This is a genomic window from Leptospira levettii, from assembly GCF_002812085.1.
Taxonomy (GTDB): Bacteria; Spirochaetota; Leptospiria; order Leptospirales; family Leptospiraceae; genus Leptospira_A; species Leptospira_A levettii.
Genome location: NZ_NPDM01000002.1, coordinates 189,371 through 208,566, shown reverse-complemented (window position 1 = coordinate 208,566; position 19,196 = coordinate 189,371). Strand labels below are relative to the sequence as shown.

At 36.0% G+C, this 19,196-nt stretch carries 15 protein-coding genes; 6 read left to right on the top strand and 9 right to left on the bottom strand.

Going from position 1 to position 19,196, the window contains the following annotated elements; genetic code table 11:
- Position 1: 1 nt before the first annotated feature.
- From cysS to CH354_RS08545, 3 genes are read left to right on the top strand one after another with little or no spacing between them, the layout of a single operon-like run.
- Positions 2-1,453, top strand: a complete 1,452-nt coding sequence (gene cysS / locus CH354_RS08555; RefSeq protein ID WP_207762684.1) for a cysteine--tRNA ligase — start codon at positions 2-4, stop codon at positions 1,451-1,453.
- Positions 1,435-2,208: a 23S rRNA (guanosine(2251)-2'-O)-methyltransferase RlmB gene (rlmB, locus tag CH354_RS08550; protein WP_100766399.1), complete on the top strand. Its 774-nt coding sequence runs from the start codon at positions 1,435-1,437 to the stop codon at positions 2,206-2,208. The genes cysS and rlmB overlap by 19 nt, the downstream gene beginning before the upstream one ends.
- Positions 2,195-3,292, top strand: coding sequence for an alpha/beta hydrolase (locus CH354_RS08545; RefSeq protein ID WP_100726812.1), 1,098 nt, complete (start codon positions 2,195-2,197; stop codon positions 3,290-3,292). The genes rlmB and CH354_RS08545 overlap by 14 nt, the downstream gene beginning before the upstream one ends.
- Before the next feature lie 7 nt (positions 3,293-3,299).
- Here the strand turns inward: CH354_RS08545 and CH354_RS08540 are convergent, their stop codons facing one another.
- Genes CH354_RS08540 through CH354_RS08515 form a run of 6 tightly spaced genes read right to left on the bottom strand, consistent with a single transcriptional unit; the run spans position 3,300 to position 11,879 of the window.
- Positions 3,300-5,036, bottom strand: a complete 1,737-nt coding sequence (locus CH354_RS08540; protein WP_100726813.1) for a sodium:solute symporter family protein — start codon at positions 5,034-5,036, stop codon at positions 3,300-3,302.
- The gene (gene hisF, locus CH354_RS08535) at positions 5,033-5,800 is read right to left on the bottom strand and encodes an imidazole glycerol phosphate synthase subunit HisF (RefSeq protein ID WP_100726814.1); all 768 of its coding nucleotides are present in this window, start codon (positions 5,798-5,800) and stop codon (positions 5,033-5,035) included. The genes CH354_RS08540 and hisF overlap by 4 nt, the downstream gene beginning before the upstream one ends.
- Before the next feature lies 1 nt (position 5,801).
- Positions 5,802-7,268: an Asp-tRNA(Asn)/Glu-tRNA(Gln) amidotransferase subunit GatA gene (gene gatA / locus CH354_RS08530; RefSeq protein WP_100726815.1), complete on the bottom strand. Its 1,467-nt coding sequence runs from the start codon at positions 7,266-7,268 to the stop codon at positions 5,802-5,804.
- Entirely contained in the window at positions 7,265-7,549 is a 285-nt protein-coding gene (gatC, locus tag CH354_RS08525) for an Asp-tRNA(Asn)/Glu-tRNA(Gln) amidotransferase subunit GatC (RefSeq protein WP_100726816.1), read from the bottom strand. Before gatC ends, gatA begins: the two co-directional genes overlap by 4 nt.
- Before the next feature lie 9 nt (positions 7,550-7,558).
- Complete coding sequence (locus CH354_RS08520) at positions 7,559-8,959, bottom strand: undecaprenyl-phosphate glucose phosphotransferase (protein WP_100726817.1); 1,401 nt, start codon at positions 8,957-8,959, stop codon at positions 7,559-7,561.
- A gap of 13 nt (positions 8,960-8,972) precedes the next feature.
- A complete protein-coding gene (locus CH354_RS08515; RefSeq protein ID WP_100726941.1) occupies positions 8,973-11,879 on the bottom strand; it encodes an LPS-assembly protein LptD in 2,907 nt (968 codons plus the stop codon).
- A 224-nt stretch (positions 11,880-12,103) separates the two neighbouring features.
- On the opposite strand from CH354_RS08515, the gene CH354_RS08510 reads away from it, so the two are divergent.
- Entirely contained in the window at positions 12,104-12,457 is a 354-nt protein-coding gene (locus CH354_RS08510) for a hypothetical protein (RefSeq protein WP_100726818.1), read from the top strand.
- A gap of 11 nt (positions 12,458-12,468) precedes the next feature.
- On the opposite strand, the gene CH354_RS08505 is transcribed toward CH354_RS08510, so the two are convergent.
- Entirely contained in the window at positions 12,469-13,560 is a 1,092-nt protein-coding gene (locus tag CH354_RS08505) for a response regulator (protein WP_100726819.1), read from the bottom strand.
- Between the two features lie 80 nt (positions 13,561-13,640).
- Here CH354_RS08505 and CH354_RS08500 point away from each other — a divergent pair, with 80 nt between their 5' ends.
- Complete coding sequence (locus CH354_RS08500; RefSeq protein WP_100726820.1) at positions 13,641-15,635, top strand: ATP-dependent helicase; 1,995 nt, start codon at positions 13,641-13,643, stop codon at positions 15,633-15,635.
- Positions 15,636-15,679: 44 nt separating this feature from the next.
- Complete coding sequence (locus CH354_RS08495) at positions 15,680-16,222, top strand: MORN repeat-containing protein (RefSeq protein ID WP_100726821.1); 543 nt, start codon at positions 15,680-15,682, stop codon at positions 16,220-16,222.
- Between the two features lie 5 nt (positions 16,223-16,227).
- Here the strand turns inward: CH354_RS08495 and CH354_RS08490 are convergent, their stop codons facing one another.
- Positions 16,228-17,001 carry a M48 family metallopeptidase gene (locus CH354_RS08490; protein WP_100726822.1) on the bottom strand — a complete coding sequence of 258 codons (774 nt, stop codon included), beginning with the start codon at positions 16,999-17,001 and terminating at the stop codon, positions 16,228-16,230.
- On the bottom strand, positions 16,998-19,106 hold the full coding sequence (locus tag CH354_RS08485) for a putative bifunctional diguanylate cyclase/phosphodiesterase (protein ID WP_100726823.1): 2,109 nt from the start codon (positions 19,104-19,106) through the stop codon (positions 16,998-17,000). Before CH354_RS08485 ends, CH354_RS08490 begins: the two co-directional genes overlap by 4 nt.
- Positions 19,107-19,196 lie beyond the last annotated feature (90 nt).

The following is a 19,196-nucleotide window of genomic DNA, read 5'->3' as shown; positions in this document are numbered from 1 at the left end:
TTTGATTCCTTTTGTCTTTTTAAATACAAAATCTGGTAAAAAAGAACCTTTTGTACCCAAAGATCCTAACTCTGTTTCCATCTATTCCTGTGGTCCAACTGTATATAATTTTGCTCATATTGGAAATATCAGGTCATTTTTATTCGTAGATATTTTGCGCCGGTCACTTTTGTTAGGTGGCTATAAGTTAAACCAGTCTATGAATATCACTGACATTGATGATAAGATCATTAATGAGTCCATAAAACGTAACATTAGTGTTGAAGAATTTACGAAACCTTGGACTGAGGCTTTTTTTAAAGATTTATCTACTCTACATGTTCAAACATTGGAACATTATCCAAAAGCGACAGAATCCATTGAAGATATGGTGTCTCTTGTCGAAACTTTACAATCGAATGGTTTAGTTTATGAACGAGAAGGGAATGTTTATTTTTCTATTCAAAAATTCAATCGTTATGGTGAATTATCAAAAATAGATGTATCTGGAATGAAATCTGGTGTTCGTTACGATGCAGATGAATACGAAAAAGACGATGTCAGAGATTTTGTATTGTGGAAAAATCAAAAAACTAAAGATGAAAAATGTTGGCATACACGTTTAGGTACGGGGAGACCAGGTTGGCATTTAGAATGTTCTGCCATGATTCGGAAAATTTATGGTTCCGGAATTGACATACATACTGGTGGGATTGATTTACTATTCCCTCATCATGAAAATGAATTTGCCCAAACGACAGGTGCTTATCCAAACGAGGAGTTTGTAGGAACATGGCTCCACTGCGAGCACCTATTAGTTGATGGTGAAAAGATGTCAAAGAGTAAGGGTAATTTTTATACCTTACGGGATATTTTAGAAAAAGGATACGAACCAAGAGTCATTCGTTTTCATTTAATCTCAGCGCATTACAGAAGTAAGTTGAATTTTTCTATGGCGAAATTGGAAGAATCGAAAGTATCTTTAGATAGAATTCAAAATACAATCTTTCGGTTATTGGAGAGTGGTTCATTATGGAATTTTATTCCACAAGACGGAAAAAATTTGATTTTTTCCCTCCCTGAACTGACTAAACTGAATGAAGATTTTTTAAATGCTTTGGCAGATGATCTCAATATACCTAAGGCACTTGCTATTCTTCATGAGCTTGTACGTATTGTAAACCAAACTCTAGACCAAACTAAAAAGGAAAATGCAGATCTTTTTTATGAACAAGCTCTTCGTTTGTTCATACAAATGAATGAACTATTTGCGGTATTCTCATTTGAAAAACCAGAAACAAATTTGGATGGAATTACTGAAGAGTGGATTTTAGAACAAATTGCAAATCGAAAATTTGCAAAACAGAATAAAGATTTTGTTACTGCTGACAATATACGAAAAGAGTTGGAAAACAAAGGCATCCTTCTCGCTGACACAAAAGAAGGAATCACAACATGGAAAAAAGCCCCGTAGAAATACTTTTTGGGAAACGAAATTTTTTTGAATTTTTGGAATCATTGGAACAAATGGCGCCGGAACGAGGAATCAAAACCATTCGGGAAGTCATTGTCAAAGATGGAATTGGAAATGAGGAAAAACAAAGGATAAAGTCTTATTTACTGAATTCTGTAAAATTCACAACAGTTTCTAGCAGGGAACTAGATCGAATTGCGCAAGATAAAAATCACCAAGGGTATGTGATCATTCGTACAAAACAAAAATCTTTTACATCCCTTGGTTTTGAACAATTCAAACAAAACATTCAGCCAAACGAAGGTCCAATTCTGATATTGGATCGTATCCAAGACCCAGGAAATTTGGGGAACTTACTCCGCACTGCAGAATGTATGGGCGTAAAACATGTGTTAATGTCTGATAGGGACACTTCCCCTATTACTCCCGTTGTTGAAAAAGTATCTGCTGGGGCAATCCACCATATCCAAATTTATAGAGTGGCGAATTTAAAACACGGAATCGAGTTTCTAAAAAAAAATGAGTATTGGATCCTTGCAACTGATGAAGAAGGTGAAGAAGAGATCTGGGAAAATTTACCTGATGTTTCCCAAATGGCAGTTATCATGGGGAATGAAGGAGAGGGAGTCAAAAGAATTTTACTTGAAGATGCGGATTATGTAGCTAGAATTCCTTTATATGGCGCGGTTACTTCGCTCAATGTGGTAGTTGCTTGTGGAATTACCTTGGATCGACTACATCATGTTTCGCAATAAGCGAAGCATGCGAATTTTTTTATTTTTCATTTTCTCAATCATCACATTTCAATCTTGTTTATACGATTTTTACAGAAAAGAATTTGTTTCGGAAAAAGACAAAAACGAAGAAGCCTTGTTACTTGCTTTTCTTGGACTTTTACCCAATCCCAACCAAAAATTATTTGGCTTTATTCCTGGAAGTTCCAGAAATTTGGCAAATTCACAATTTGTATCGCTTGACTGGTTTCCAAAAACCAATTCCAAAAAGATTATTTTTGTTCATGGTTGGAACCCAGCGGAAAGAGATTCTGATCCAATCACAAACGATGAAAAAAAAATTCAGAATATAAAAAATACATTCTCTAATGGTTTAATTCATTACCAAGAAGGAAGGGATTCGGCAAAATCAGAATTTGATTTGTATGTATATACTTATAGAACTTCTAACAGTATAATAACTAATGGTAAACAGTTTTATGCAACTTTACGTGCAAGTTTTGCAGATACCGATTCCGTTTATATTGTTGCACATTCTATGGGTGGCCTTGTGACTCGTGTTGCTCTTGCAAAAGAAACTGGAGAGTTACCATTCGTACGTTTGGTCGTGACCCTTGCCAGTCCGCAATTCGGATCACCTTTTGCTACAAGTGATTTTTTAGGTTCCAATCCCTTTGTAAATGAATTAGGATCCTATTTAGTAGAAACCCAAGGTGGCCAGGAACTTGCTTATACCAATCAAGGTAATTTACAACCAGTATTAGCTGGTGCCACAAATCTCGTGTTAGATGCTTTGAATGATTCCTATCTCAAATCAGGTTTTAATAGTAAGTTTATTAGTTTTGCAGGGGTATTAAGTAGCTGTAGTGTTGGTGAAACATTTTACTATAACACTGGATGTACCCTACTTTCCAATGCGGGATTTACTCAATCAGATGGAATCGTTCCTGTCAACAGCGCAAGGATTGGAAACCTCAGTAGCAAACAAATCAATGTAAGTGATTGTGATCATTCCATGATGGCATTTCAGACTATCAATGTAGATGATACAAAAAGTCGGAATTTATTTTCTCAAGTGATTACTGAAATTCGAAATCATCCATAATGAAGTATTACGGTTTGGATTTAGACTGTAATTTTTGAAGAGAGTATATAAGTCCAAGAAGACCAATTAGAAAAAATAAGATTCCAAATTTAATTTCTCCTTCTTTCCAAAAAAGGCACTGAATCGTATAGAGTCCGCCGAATACAAAACTCAATCCAAATATTGTTCCCACCATAGATACGAAGATATCGTTCGGATATTCAGTTTGTTTGAATTCAGGATGGTTTCTGAAAAACCCCCTCCAAAAAAAATACGGAGGTCTCGTTGTTTCATAAAAAGAATACAAGGTTTCTTTTTTTGAATGGGGTAATACATAAGTGGAAAGGAGTAAGATGATCGCAGAACTTATGGCAGTATAAAGTATGGAATAAGGAAATGGAGAATTTAATAAATGTGAATATACAATATATAAAATTGGTGAAAGTATAAGAGCTAAAATTTCAGTCCAAGCAGAGATTCTCCAAAAATACCATCTAACAATTAATACAAAACCAATTCCAGAAGAAGCTTCGAGTAAAAATACCCACGCACCTTTGATGGTTTCCATTCCATAGACTGCCAGAAAAAACGAAAAGACTGCTGTTAGGAGTTGTATGAGATAAGAAACTTTTACAAAATAGGAATCAGACTTTTGTCCCTTCGTGAATGGTTTCCATAAATCATTGACCAAATAAGATGCTCCCCAATTCAAATGAGTTGCTAAGGTGGATAAATAAGCAGCTAAAAATGCACTTAACATGAGTCCTCTCATTCCATTTGGCATTCCTTCTTGTAAAACCATAAGGAATCCCTTACCACTTTCTACCTCTGATAAATTTGGGTATAAGACAATGGATACAAGTGCTACTAAAATCCAAGGCCAAGGTCTGACAAAATAATGAGCAATCACAAACCATAAACTGCCCTTTAGTGCTGCAGATTCATTTTTGGTAGCAAGGATTCTTTGTGCAATGTATCCCCCACCCCCAGGTTCGGAACCTGGATACCAACTTGACCACCAAAGCACTGTTAGTAAGATTAAAAAATGATCCCAAGGCAGGGATCCATGATCCCCATTGGGAAAAAATAGGATTTTGTCCTTTGGTAATTGTGATTTTAAATTTTCCAATCCACCTATTGATGGAAGTTGGAGAGCAAAATAAGCAAATAGGATACATCCAATCCACGCTAAAAAAAATTGGAAAACATCAATATAAGAGATACCACGTAACCCAGCAATTGCTGTATAAATGACACCGAATAACAATAAAAATACTAAAACAAGTGATGCGTTGGTATTTGGGAAAAAAACAGGAATGATTTTTAACATGGCAAGATTTACCCAACCAAGGATCACTAAATTTAGAAGTAATCCAATCACAAATGCTTTGAATCCTCTTAGAAATTCTGCCTCCTTACCACTATAACGAATTTGAATGAGTTCTAAGTCAGTACTTGCACCTGATCGTTTCCAAAGTTTTGAAAAGAAAAATACAGTGACAAACCCACCTACAGCCATATACCACCAAATCCAATTTCCAGAGATACCTTGCGTTCGAATAATCTCTGTTACCGCGAGAGGTGTGTCCGCAGCAAAGGTTGTAGCTACCATTGCAGTTCCTGCAACAAACCAATTTAAACTTCCTTCAGCTTGGAAATATTCTTTTGTGGAATTGTTTTTAGCACGGAAACGATATAAAATGAAAAAAATAATGAAAAAGGGAAAAAGAAAGAAGAAATAATCTAAGATATGAAATGAATTCATAACCTAACTTTGATGCCCATTTCTTTCATGGTTTGTTTTGTTTCTTGTATGGAAAATTCCCCAAAATGAAAGATCGATGCAGCAAGCACAGCATCAGCTCCACCACGTAAAATCACTTCCGCCATGTGTTCTGGATTACCAGCTCCACCTGACGCAATAATAGGAATTGAAAGGTGATTTGTGAATGATTTCATCAATGTAATATCAAATCCATCCTTTGTTCCATCTTTGTCCATGGATGTGAGTAAAATTTCACCAGCACCCATTTCAGATGCCTCACGTCCCCAATCTAATGCTTCACGACCAGTTTCATTTCTCCCACCATTGAGATACACTTCATATCGTTTTCGTTCAGGATGGAATTTTACGTCGATTGCACATACGATACATTGTGATCCATAAATCTCACTTGCATCTTTTAAAAGTTTTGGATTTTGAAAGGCACTTGTATTGATGGAAACTTTATCGGCACCTTTATTAAGCACGGCTTTGACATCATCAATGGTTCGAATTCCGCCACCGACAGTGAAAGGGATAAATAATTTGTTCGCAACCTCTTCTACTAAATGCAAAAGAATGTCTCGTTTGTCAGAGGAAGCAGTGATGTCTAAAAAACACAATTCATCTGCTTTGTTTTCTTCATATGCAATTGCACAAGAAACAGGATCTCCAGCATCAATCAAATTGACAAACTGGACCCCTTTTACCACTCTTCCTCCTTTGATGTCCAAACAAGGAATGACTCTTTTGGTTAATTCATCCATTTTATTTGATCTCTTTAGGCAATGTAATCTTACAAAGATCTAATTGGGAGAGTGATTTAGCATAACTGAGTAATTTAACTTCATCAAAATGAGAAGTTGTTAATTGGATTCCGATTGGAAGACCATTTTGATCAACACCTGCAGGACAACTAATCGCTGGAACTCCAGCTAAATTCACAGAAGTTGTGAGAATGTCTGCTTGGTACATTTGAATGGGATCTTTTGTTTTTTCTCCCACTTTGAATGCAGTTGTTGGAGATGTTGGTTGTACAATGATATCTACTGATTTAAAAAAATCTGCATATTGTCTTCGGATGAGAACCCTTGCTTTTTGTGCCTTACCATAATAAGCGTCATAGTACCCAGAACTCAACGAGAATGTTCCTAGTAATATCCTTCTTTTGACTTCTTTTCCAAATCCGGCACTTCTTGATTCTGAATATAGATCATCCAATTTTCCAGAGGTTTCTTTTCGTAATCCGTATCGAATTCCATCAAAACGACTTAAATTGGAAGAACATTCAGCAGTTGCGATTAAGTAATACACTGGAATTGCATATTTCAAAAGAGAAAAGTCCAATGCGACTAACTCTGCACCTTTTTCTTCCAAAGATTTCAAAATTTCTAAATACCTTGCATTCACATCAGGTGAAAAATTAAAATCTTCTGTTTTCATGATTCCAATTTTTTTACCTTTCCAATCCATTGAACTCACAGATTTGGAATCAAAGTGATCTACTTTAGCGGTTGTTTGGTCTTTTGAATCAAGTCCAGATAAAATTTCTAATAGGTCGCTAATCCCTTCCATGTCATTGGAAAAAGGTCCAATTTGGTCTAAACTGGATGCATAAGCAACAAGTCCATAACGCGATACTCTTCCATACGTAGGTTTTAATCCCCAAATACCACAAAGTGATGCTGGTTGGCGAATCGATCCACCTGTGTCGGAACCGAGTGAAATTGGTAACATCGAAGCTGCTACTGCTGCTGCTGAACCACCACTCGATCCACCTGGAATACGATCTGTATCAAATGGGTTTTTAGATGTTTGGAATGCACTGTTTTCTGTGGAAGAACCCATTGCAAATTCGTCCATATTGAGTCTTGGAAAAAAAACAAAACCTTTCTCTTTTAGTTTTGTAATAACAGTGGCATCATATGGTGATTCAAAATTTTCCAAAATCTTAGAAGAACAAGAAGTGATTTCTCCTCTGATACAAATATTGTCTTTGATTCCGATTGGGATTCCATCGAATTCAGAGAAAGGTTTACCAACTTTTCTTCTATCATCACTTGCTTTCGCTTCAGTAAGTATTTTGTCTGCATTTAGATTCAAAAATGCTTTCACTTTTGAATCACTACTCTTAATTCTTTCTGAATATGCAGAAACTAACTCTTGTGAGGTTAAACTTCCGTCATTCAGTTTTTTTTTGATTTCGGAATAAGTTAAAAATATAATATCTTTCATGTTTCAATCACCTTAGGAACAACCACATAACCATTTTCATAGGAAGGAGCTATTTTTGATAAATCATCACGTTTCAGTGAGTTTTCACTTAGATCCTTTCTCAATTCATAGAAAATTTGTTCATAAATCTCATCATCACCAACTTTTGATGTATCTAGATTTTTGATTTCATCCACATACTGTACAATTCTCGAGAAATCACTGAGCATACCTGCAATTTCACTGTCTTCAATATTGAGTTTTGCTAAATTAGCAATGTTCTTTAATTCTTTTTCATCCATAAGGTTTCCTCAGTATGCATTCCTATCTATAATCGCTTTTAAAGGTGTGAGTAAAATGATTTTTATATCCAAAAGTAAAGACCAGTTTTCGATGTAAAAAATATCTGCTTCGATTCTTTTTTCAATTGAGGTATCACCTCTATATCCTTGGACTTGTGCCCAACCAGTGATGCCTGCTTTTGCCGCATGACGACGCATATATTGGTGGTGTTCATTTCTGAATTTTTCTACGTAAAATGGCCTTTCTGGTCTAGGTCCAACAACTGACATGTCACCAAGTAACACATTGAAAAATTGTGGTGTTTCATCCAAAGATAATTTACGTAGGATAGCACCTACGGGAGTTACTCGTGGATCATCTTTTACTGTCCATAAAGTATCTGATTTTTCTTTGGCTTGCACAACCATGGAACGAAATTTGATCATTCCAAATACTTTGTTATCAAGGCCAACTCTCTCTTGCTTATAAAAGATTGGACCTTTGCTTGTTAATTTCACAAGTAATGCTATTAAGATATAAAATGGACTAAACAAGAGGATAAAAAACAGTGAAAAGAGAATATCGAAGCTTCTCTTTAATACTAGATTATAACCTAAGCGCAAAGGAATATTACGAATGGAAATAATAGGAATCCCATCTAACACTTCCACTCTACCTTTGGCAGTGACAATCTCTTCGTAACTTGGAATTACTTTTAAATCGATACCATGGAAATCAGCAATATCGATCACTTCTTTTAAAGAATCACCTTCTTCATGTGAAAGTGCATAAACAATTAGATCAATTTGGTTTTGTTCTACAAAATTTTCTAACTTTGTTGTAGAGGTGATAGTTTGAATTTGTTTTGGGGAAAGGTTTTTTTTACCAGCCACAAACCCTTTGACAGTATACCCATAAATAGAATGTTTTTGTAATGTTTTCGAAAAGTTGATGGCTGATTTTCCAGTTCCAATGATGAGAACAGATTTTAAATTATAACCTTTACTCCTTAGATACTGCATGAGTGATCTAAGCACAAAGTGGGAAAAGGAAGTGAGGATTACCGTACATATTGCAAAGTATCCAATCACCAATCGAGAAAAACTTTCCCCACGAAAGAAAAAGAGAAGAGATAATACAACTAGAAGATTGAGGATCACTCCGGAGATGATGGCAAAAAGTTCATCTGAAAAAGATAATCCTCTCCTTGGGTGGTATAAATCGATTGATAAAAAAGAAAGTACTTGGGAAAATCCAAGCACTATTCCCAGGATCAAATAATTTACAGGATCGATCGTTTGGATTTGGAAACTTGAATCTGGTGATAAATAATACCGAACTACATAAGCTGTTGAAAAACTAGCTAAGCCTATAAAAAAATCAGTAACTAAAAATAGTAATTTGAATGATTGACTTCTTTCTTTTAGCATATGGTTACCATCTTTAATCAGTTAAATCTGTCGAAGTCCCATCTAATGGACGTTTTCTGAATCGATACAGTCTTACCCTTGTTGCTTGGGCGGATGCTGAATCTCCAAAACTGAAATTTGTTAAATTTACAGATAAATATACGGATTGATCGTAAAAGGTCAATTGGTTGTTAAGAGCAAGACCTCCTGGTAAAGCACGAAGGTTCATACTATATCCCAATCGATACTCCCAATTATGAAGGTCCATCTTAAACGTCATCATAAACCTGTTGATATTAAAAACAGTTTTTTGTCTTTCCGTTTGTCCTTTAGCCCCTGTTCCTGATGCCAAGTCTTCCCAAATAGTCGTTTGGTCATAATTGGTTCCAGTTTGTGCCGTATAAAGTTCAGGACTTGTATTTAATGCATAAAACTGACCTTGTGCAAGAGCTGTTAGGCGCCAAGGTTCCGTTACTCTGGAATCTAACTCCAATTCGAGTCCTGTGTAACGAGTGACCTTCACATCTGTTTTGAAAAAGAAGCGATAACTATCTAAAAAACTATCTTTGTAAACATGGTACCAAGTTGAACCGATTTCCAAACTTCGAAAAGCACGAATGATGGGCCAAGAAAATCCACCCATTTTGTATGATACAGTTAAATTGTTGGATAGTGACCTATTTTGTGGAGTATGATGTACATAATCATTATTGATAAAAATACCCGAATAAAAATTCCTTTTTCGTTCTAACAAACTTGGTCTTCTCGTTGTGAAGCCATCCACAAAATCAAAAAAACCACCAATCCTAACAACTGTATAATACCAACGTTGCATATTGGTAAGACCTGGGTTATAGGAAGATGAAAATTGTCGTAAGTCCCTGATGGTTCGAACTGAAATATCCCAATCATTTAAAGCATAACTTTCTAATGAAAATTCAGCTTCATGTTGTCGTAGATTTCCTAAAATTGGATCTTTTGCTTCTGCTTTATCTGCATCTAATCTGCGATACGTAGTAGAAAGAAAAATTTCTGGAATCCCCATCCGTACTGTGTGTGATTGTCTTACATATTGATATGATTGTTGTTTGAGTAAAGTTGCGTATGCTTTGTTTACATCGCGGTCTGGTCCATTTAACTCACTTCCTGTTCCTGGAAATTCAACAGATTGTTTTGTGGCTCCCATATATACGGAAGGAGTAAAGGACATATATGCTCCCATCGCAATCGGGGAACGAAATCCTGTTTCTCCTACCACATTTGTTTGTGACCTTAATACATAATCTTGGTATTGGCTTCTTGGATCCACAACACCGGTTGTTGGATTTAGCTTTTGTTGTGGAGGACCATAAATTCGATTGATGTTTGTTTGGAATAATAAATCCCAATAAACTGGGCTTGCCGTTCCTGGGATGAGTCCAATATTACTGGAATTCCGAATGGTGACAGCTGGTAATGTATCTTGTGCTGCAAAGAATTGATTTGCTTGTATTTGGTAAATGAGAGTTCGACTCATGGAGATACCAACACTCAAATCCCCTCTATTTTCCGTATAATTGAAGTTCCAGTTTAGAAGGTTTCGGATCAGTCCAAAACGTACGTCTCGATAAGTGTACAATGATTGTAAAGAATTGGATGGTTGGTATCGATTTCCAAATTCATAATCAAACAATCGGTTGCTATAATTTTCGTATTGTAATTGAAAATTTCGAGTGTAATCTTTTGAAAAATCATTAAATTTAGCATTTAAACGTAAGTCAGCTTTCCACCATGGATCATAGTTAACACCCGTATTACGATAAGGAAGACCTGAATTGGGAAATAATTCTCCCCGGTCTACGTTATTGGTTACCGCAACTGTTCCGATTCCACCATTTTTAAATCGATCTTCATATACAGGAGTGATGGCTGTATTTTTATAATTGGCATAACCTAAGTTGATATTATAATTGAGAATGGGTGAAACTTTCCACATCTCTAACTGAGCAGCTTGCCCCGTTTTTTCATACATATCAAAACGAAATTTATATCCGTTTGCTAAGAACAAACTGTTGGGATAAGAATCTGACCACTGGTATGAGTTTTGCCAAAACCAACCTTGTGTATTATTTTTACCAAACTGTGTTGTAACACCATTACCGGATTCTGAATTGTACAAAAACGGTAACATAAATAGAGTTGTGCCACCAACTTTATAAGAAACCCACTGCGCAACTACAGTTCGATCATCATGGATGACAATCCGTTTGGCTTGGAATGATTCATGTGGGAGTTCCGCGTTACAAGCAGTAAAGTAACCCATTTCTAATAGGTATCGTTTTTCATCCAATCGTTTGATCTTTTGACCAATGAAGTGGGATGGAAACATACTTAACTTAGAATTGTATACAACACCTTGGTTTAATTTTAGATCATAGATCATACGATCTCCGATCACCTTAGCATTTCCGTCTTTGTATTCTACTCCACCTTCCGCATAAATTTCTTGTCGATTCGCGTCGATGGAAACAGAATCAGCAATCAATTCTCCCGCTTTGATTTTAACACGTACCTTCCCTCTTAAAACAAGAACTCCACCTTTTGTTTTATCGATGTTCATGAGTTGGCCCTCGGCAGCATTCTGGATTTGAATGGGTGGGCCTTTTTTTGGTTGGGAAGCAAGTAAGGATTCGGGTGTGAGTGGAACTTCCTCTGGAGGGACAAGTGCTTCCCTTAATCGTTCCCGTTTGGTATAGATCGTACCTGTTGGATTCAAACCTAAATTTCTTAGGTTATCGTCCACTTCTCGGTCCGTCATCACATCAACTGATTTGCGAACAATGCCTCGTTGGATTTGTGTTGTGGTCTGTTTTCTTTCTTCTTCTTGTTGGTTTTTTGTCGGTAATGATTGGTCAGGGAATAGCAGTTTTAAGCCATTTGTATCCTGTGCCAGAATTTCCATTCCGAGAAGAAAACAACAAAATAGTATGAGAAAATGAATGGATTTTTGCACAGCGGGCTTTGGAAGTATAGAACGAGAGTTTTACCCCTATCGAAAAAATCAATGGAAAACCAGGTAGAAATTCGGACCTGAATCTTGTAAATTCTGTGAAAAAGAGGTTGCGTAAGTTTCCGAGGAATGGACATAATCAAAAGGCTCGAGACTTGGGCATAGGTGAGTTTTGAATGGCTAAAACCTACTCTGGAGAACGCATTCCAGGTACCTTACGGTACAACCTTAAAATAAGAGACGGACGAGAAGAACACATTGTCCAAGTTCCAGAACCGTCGATCCAAATCCTTACGGATGGTTTTGGTCCAGAGGAAAGTGCCAACCGATTAGCCCTTGCTCTTCTCCTTGACTTTACGAAAAACCCTCAACTTTCCTTTGCCTATTACAAAGATTTTAATTTTTTCTTAGCAGGTCTTTTGTCAGAAGACAATTGGTTGTTACATTCCAATCGAATCGAATTATTTTTTAAATTATTAGAAACTCCCCATTTGGACAAAAAACCAATCCTATCAGGGAATCTTTCTTAATCGTTTTTTAGTTAAACTGGTTTTACAATGGGTAAGGTAAACACCCAAGACGAAACCTCTTCATCTCGAGATAGGCTTCCTTTGTGTTCGGCAATGATGCTACGAGTGACATCTAAAGAATTCATTTGAGAAATTCCCATCATCAAATCTTCCGCACCATTGTCTTTGATTTGGATTTTGACAAATTCTTTTCCTTCCTCACCTATGACTGACAAGGAAACTGAAATTTTCCTGCCAATGGAATCCTCTCTCGTATTCACTCGTAACCTTGCGTCTTGGATTAAGTTGAGAAGGACTTGTTTGATTTTTTGAGGTTGGCAATACACATGAGGGACATCGCCCATTTCCAATTCACACTGGATACCTTCTTTTAAAAAGTATTGGTGAAGGAAAGAACGTGTATCATTTAAAATGCTAACTAAATTGGAGTAAGTCCATTGGGAACTAGTTGATTGCGAATACGAAACTAAGTTTTTCACAATTTTTGCAATTCGTTCTGATTCTTCTGTGATTTTTTCTGCTTTTTCCTTTAAGGCTGAATTCGATGTTTTTTTTGCCTCTAAGAGAATCAGATCCGCTAGATTGAGTATGGATGTAAGAGGATTATTAATTTCATGCGAAATACCGGAAGCAACAAGTGCGATTGTTTCCCATTTTTGGTTTTCAGCCAATCGACTTTCTACCACCCGGATGTGTTTTTGTACTTGTGATTTATAAATTGCCATTTCCACAGATATATACAAATCACGACTATTAAATGGTTTGATCAAATAACCAAATGGTTCAGTGGTTTTGGCACGATTGATTGTGGCTTCATCAGAATAAGCAGTGAGGTAAATGACAGGAATTTCTTTACTTCGTTTGATTTTACCCGCAATTTCAATTCCATCCATCGGACCATTCAACATAATGTCCATGAGAACTAAGTCAAAGTGTTCGGATTCAATTTGTTCAATTGCATCATTGGCTTCCGATACATAGGTGGCATTGTAACCGTATTGTTTTAAGGTTGAACAAATATTGATCGCAATGATCCTTTCGTCTTCGACAACGAGGATTTTTTTTACATCAGTTTCTTTTTGATTTTCCACAATAGATGTCATTGTTTTATACAACCAGTCTCCACTATCAAATAGAATAATTTCCGTTTGTCAACAGAATCCCGACAACGAATCTCTGTATTGTGGACCAGGAACTGAACGATGCCCAAAGACAAGTGGTTTTGGCTGAGAAAGGCCCGATTTTAGTGGTTGCTGGTGCGGGGACAGGAAAAACCAATACCCTCGTCCATAAATTGGCCCATCTGGTAAAAAGTGGTACAAATCCTGAATCCATCCTTTTACTTACCTTCACAAGGCGTGCTGCGAAAGAAATGTTGGGTCGAGCTTCTGGAATTTTGGACAACCGTATGATGTCTGTTCGGGGGGGAACCTTTCATTCCTTCTGCCATCATTTTTTACGTAAGTTTGCCAGTGTTATCTCATTAGATTCTAATTTTACGATATTGGATGAAGAAGACACTGTTGGATTAGTTGGAATGGCGAGAGAACAGGTTGTCACAACAGGAACAAAGATGCGGTTTCCTAAAAAAGAAACACTCGCCGAAATTTTTTCATCTTGTTTCAATTTACAAATTTCATTAGAAAAATACCTACAAAAAGAATATCCAATGTTTCTTGGTATCACAAAAGAAATCCAAGAAATCAAAACAAAGTTTGTCGATCTCAAAGCCAAACACAACTCACTCGATTTTGATGATTTATTAGAATTCACTCGCAAAATTCTTGTCTCGGATGAAAGAATTCGGCAAAAAATGTCCTCTACTTATGAATACATATTAGTAGATGAATACCAAGATACCAATAAAATTCAAGCGCATATTGCTTGTTTACTGGCAAGTATTCATCAAAACATTTTAGTTGTAGGTGATGATGCACAATGTATTTACGGTTTTCGTGGAGCAAGTGTTCATAACATGTTGGACTTTCCTAAAATTTTCCCCAATACACAAACCATCCAACTCACAAAAAACTACCGAAGTGTCCAACCTGTTCTAAACCTTGCGAATGCAGTATTAGAAAAAAGTTCAGAAAATTATAAAAAGAATTTAATCGCAGCCACACAAAAACAATCCTTACCTCCTTATTTGGTAACAATCGAGTCTTATGAAGAAGAAGCGGAATGGATGGCAGAAAAAATTTTAGAGCTTTACGAAGAAGGGTTCCCCTTGTCACAAATGGTCGTCTTATTTCGTTCAGGTTTCTCTTCGCATTTATTGGAGGTCCAGTTAAACGCAAAAAAAATCCCCTATCGTAAGTTTGGTGGAAAACGATTTCTGGATTTGGCTCATGTAAAAGACGTCATTGCCTATTTAAAAGTGGTTGAGAATCCAAGAGACATCCTTTCTTGGAATCGAATTTTATTATTAGAAGAACATATAGGTAAAAAGTATTCTCAAATATTATACAAACGATTGGAATCCAACCAATTCGAATGGAAAAACGATCCCAATTTTTTCCTTGGATTACCAGAAAACACAAAACAATCTTTTTCTAAACTGATGGGATGTTTAGACTCACTATCCCCTGTCCAACAATCTACAAACCAAGTTTTGGAATTCATTTTAACTCATTATATTCCAGTATTAGAAGTTAACTATGATGATTCGGAAAAAAGAAAACAGGATTTGGATTCTCTTTTACTCTTATCAAAAAACGAAACTCAGTTATCAGATTATCTTTCCAATTTAATTCTCAATCCTGTAGAAGGGAAACTCATTGGAAACTCTGATGAATCAAAAGATGAATATTTGACATTATCCACAATCCACTCTGCAAAAGGATTAGAATGGAAAGTGGTATTTACGATGCAGGTGGTTGAGGGAAATTTACCAAACCATCGTATTCGGACAAAAGAAGAACTCGAAGAAGAAAGACGTTTGTTATATGTGGCAGTAACGAGAGCAAAAGATCTACTTTTTCTAACAAATCCGGCATTTAATGATAAGAATCATTTTACTTCTGTTAGTCGTTTTTTGTCAGATTTGGACAAAGAATTAAAATTATATGAAACTTTAGAACCAAAAAACATAGCCAATGCTAAAAAAAATGGAAAAGTCCAGGAAAACAATCCACCTAGTACTTCCTTTCAGAATATCCAAAATTACTTTTTGAATTGATTTTTCTACTGCCATCTCGGATCATTTAAGCCATTGGGGGATTTATGAAGAATCACTGGAAAACCATTCTTATTACTTCATTTTTATTAGTATTTGTATCATGTGCATCCAATGATCCAAAAGAAACTACAGATTCCAAAAACCAGGATACTAAATCTAACTCACGTAATGTGAATATGGAAGACCCCGAAAAAGGTGGGAAAAAATTTGGATGTATCGAAGGGAATTGTGTCAATGGTGTTGGTAAATATGTTTATGAGAATGGAGACATTTATACAGGTTCCTTCAAAAACGATTTAAGAGATGGTGCTGGAAACTTTCTCTATGCCGATGGTGAAAAGTTCAATGGAACTTATGTGGAAGATAAAAAACAAGGCCCTGGTGAATACAATTTCAAAAACGGTGATAAGTATGTTGGAGAATTCCAGAATGGCCAAATCAATGGAAAAGGAACCTATAGTTTCAAAGATGGAAAATCGGTTTCAGGAGATTTTACCTCCGATGGCCAAGAAGGTATCGGAGTATTAATGGATGATGGTAAATCTAGAAATTGTAAAATTGCAGGAAGGAAGTTACTTTGTGAGTAACTCCTTCACATAACACAATTTGGTTTTTTCCCAGATTGTAGTGCAGATTCAAACAATGCCATTGCCTTCGGCATGGCTTGGTTTAATTGTTTCATCCTTGTTTCATCAGAAGGATGGGTTGATAAAAGTTCGTTTGGTTTTCCACCACCGAGTGCACTCATATTTTTCCAGAGATTGACACTTTCTCTTGGATCAAATCCTGCTTTTGCCATAATTTCTAAACCAATCAAATCTGCTTCTGATTCATGTTGTCTTGAGAATGGCAACAAAACACCAAATTTTGCACCCATTCCGAGAGCTCCTGCCACAGTCGGTTTCCCAAGGGTTTCGAGTAGTTTCACAGAACCTGAAGCCAATTGATTTTGGGAAACCCTTTCATTTCCATGCCTTGCTATGACATGTCCTATTTCGTGCCCTATCACCGCTGCTAGTTGGTCTTTATTCTTTGCTACAGAAAACATTCCAGTGAAGACTCCAATTTTCCCACCAGGTAAGGCAAATGCATTGGGAGTATTGTCTTTAAATACAATCACTTCCCAAGAATCTACACCTGTTGTATCGGTAGTAACACCTAACTCTGAATCAACGATACATTTTACATATGAATTTGTATTGTTTCTTGAATCAATTGGTGTTTTTGATTTTAGATCATCAAAAGCTTGAGTTCCCATTTCATTCATTTCGCCATCACTGACCAAAATAATTTGTTTTCTACCTGTTGGTGAAGTATTACAGTGTAAGACAAAAAGAACTAGACTTAAAATTCGTAAGTGTTTCATTTATTTTCCTTTTTATAAAATGAATCTAAGAATGGAATGATTTCAGGGAATGGTATTGGTTTAGATAACCAATAACCTTGGATTTCGTCACATTTAAATGACTTCAGGAGCTCTAGTTGTTCTAACTCTTCAACACCTTCTGCGACGACCGAATAACCCAAATCGTGAGCCATATTGATGATGGAAATTAGTAAATAACTTTCTTTCGACCCTACATGCACATTATTTAAAAATGATTTATCAATTTTTAAAATGGAAAGAGGAAGTTTTTCTAAATAAGATAAAGAAGAGAAACCAGTTCCAAAATCATCTAGTGCCACTTTTACACCTATATCAATTAGGTTTGATAAAATAGGTACAGTTTCTGATAAATTCTTCATAGCTAAACTTTCAGTGATTTCCACCTGAAGTGAAGTGTATGGAATTTTTCGTTGTTTGTGTAAGTCAACAATCCAATGAAAGATATTTTGATCAAAGAACACCTGAGGGCTCAAATTCACTGCAATTGAAATTGGATAACCTTTTTTGGTTTGTACTTCTTCGATCACATTGGCAGTTTGTTCTAAAACAAATCTGGTAATTGGGACAATCAAACCAGAATCTTCTGCAAGTGGAATGAATTCTGCGGGTGATACCATCCCCCTTTGTGGATGACGCCACCTAACGAGCGCCTCCCAATGTCCAATTTTGTTAGTATTTAAGTCTAAAATTGGTTGGTAAAAAACAGAAATTTCGTTTTGATTGAGTGCTCTTTTTAAATCATTTTGGATTTCAAGTTGGAAGTGAATTTTTTCCTGCATTGCTTGGTTAAAAGCTGCCACAGTGCCCACTTTTTGCGATTTTGCATGGAACATTGCAATCTCAGCATTACGGAGTAATACATCTGCTTCTTTTCCACCAAGTCCAAAAGCAGAGATCCCACAGGAAGCTGTTAAATAAATTTCATATCCACCAATTGGAATTGGATCACCAATGTATTCAAGTAATCGGTATGCATAATCAAAAGCTTCTTCAATCGAAAGCAGATGGTTGAGTAAAATGGAAAAATTATCTGCACCTAACCTAGTGATGACGGCTTCTTTATCAGAGAACTGTTTTAACCTTTGAGAAAAAATAATTAGAATTTTATCACCGGCATCATTCCCAAGAGAGTGATTGATGCGTTTAAAATTATCTATATTGATACAAAATAAGATTGGATATCCGTCTTTTTTGATATTATAGGTGAAAATTTTTTGTTCAATCCTTGCAAGATACAAGGCACGATTGGGTAATCCTGTTAGATTGTCGTAAAATGCATCGTGAGTTAGTTGTTCTTCTGCTAATTTTCGATCAGTAATGTCATGATGGATTGCAATGTATTGAAACACCGACCCATCTGTTCCAATAAAAGGTACTATCGTTGTATCAACCCAAAACCCGTTTCCATCTTTTTTAGTATTGAGTATTTCGCCTCGCCAAACATTTCCTTTGTGAATGTTTTCCCAAATTTTTGCCCACTCATCTTTTGTTTTGTTTTGGCTTTTTAAAATTCTATGATTTTGTCCTAGTAATTCCGTAACTAAATAACCAGTACATTTTGAAAATGCTTCATTTACATAAGTGATGATTCCATTTGCATCAGTGATTGAAACAATATTGGCTTGGTCTAATGCAAATTTTTGCAATTGGATTTCTTTTAAAGATTGGAATAAAAAACTTTCAGTGGTATTTTTTTCCTTTCGATAAACCAATTCCCTTCTTTCTCTTTCTAACACTTCCCCTAACCTAAGTAAGGTTTTGCGATCAATGATATCATTTACGCCAGACTTCATATATTGTAAATTTTTTTGAAAGTCTTCAGGGTCAGATAAAAGTATGACCGGGATATCGATTTTTTTTTCGTTTAAGAATTTTAGATAAAGCGAAATTTCTAAATAAAATGGTTTTCGTGTACTACAAATGATCGCATCCCAATCTTCTTCCAAGACAGTGGTTTCAAAAGAACCAAAGGATTCGACAACTTTATAAAGTGGACTCAGTCCATTGGATTTCATTTCACGAACAATATCAAAAACGCTATTGGAATCGTTTTCTAGAATTAAAACACTGATTGGACTTCCCATTATGGTTGTGGTGAGGCGGTTCTCCCTCGTTCAGAATAGGGAAAATTCTAAAAATCTCAACCTAAAAATGATTCGAATTTTCAATGATTT

Excerpts from the sequence above, each read along its gene's own strand:
- CH354_RS08540 (WP_100726813.1), bottom strand. The coding sequence starts at position 5,036 with ATGAATTCATTTCATATCTTAGATTATTTCTTCTTTCTTTTTCCCTTT.
- CH354_RS08515 (WP_100726941.1), bottom strand. The coding sequence starts at position 11,879 with ATGGAAATTCTGGCACAGGATACAAATGGCTTAAAACTGCTATTCCCT.
- gatA (WP_100726815.1), bottom strand. The coding sequence starts at position 7,268 with ATGAAAGATATTATATTTTTAACTTATTCCGAAATCAAAAAAAAACTG.
- CH354_RS08510 (WP_100726818.1), top strand. The coding sequence starts at position 12,104 with ATGGCTAAAACCTACTCTGGAGAACGCATTCCAGGTACCTTACGGTAC.
- hisF (WP_100726814.1), bottom strand. The coding sequence starts at position 5,800 with ATGGATGAATTAACCAAAAGAGTCATTCCTTGTTTGGACATCAAAGGA.
- CH354_RS08505 (WP_100726819.1), bottom strand. The coding sequence starts at position 13,560 with ATGACATCTATTGTGGAAAATCAAAAAGAAACTGATGTAAAAAAAATC.
- rlmB (WP_100766399.1), top strand. The coding sequence starts at position 1,435 with ATGGAAAAAAGCCCCGTAGAAATACTTTTTGGGAAACGAAATTTTTTT.
- gatC (WP_100726816.1), bottom strand. The coding sequence starts at position 7,549 with ATGGATGAAAAAGAATTAAAGAACATTGCTAATTTAGCAAAACTCAAT.
- CH354_RS08545 (WP_100726812.1), top strand. The coding sequence starts at position 2,195 with ATGTTTCGCAATAAGCGAAGCATGCGAATTTTTTTATTTTTCATTTTC.
- CH354_RS08495 (WP_100726821.1), top strand. The coding sequence starts at position 15,680 with ATGAAGAATCACTGGAAAACCATTCTTATTACTTCATTTTTATTAGTA.
- CH354_RS08520 (WP_100726817.1), bottom strand. The coding sequence starts at position 8,959 with ATGCTAAAAGAAAGAAGTCAATCATTCAAATTACTATTTTTAGTTACT.
- CH354_RS08490 (WP_100726822.1), bottom strand. The coding sequence starts at position 17,001 with ATGAAACACTTACGAATTTTAAGTCTAGTTCTTTTTGTCTTACACTGT.
- CH354_RS08485 (WP_100726823.1), bottom strand. The coding sequence starts at position 19,106 with ATGGGAAGTCCAATCAGTGTTTTAATTCTAGAAAACGATTCCAATAGC.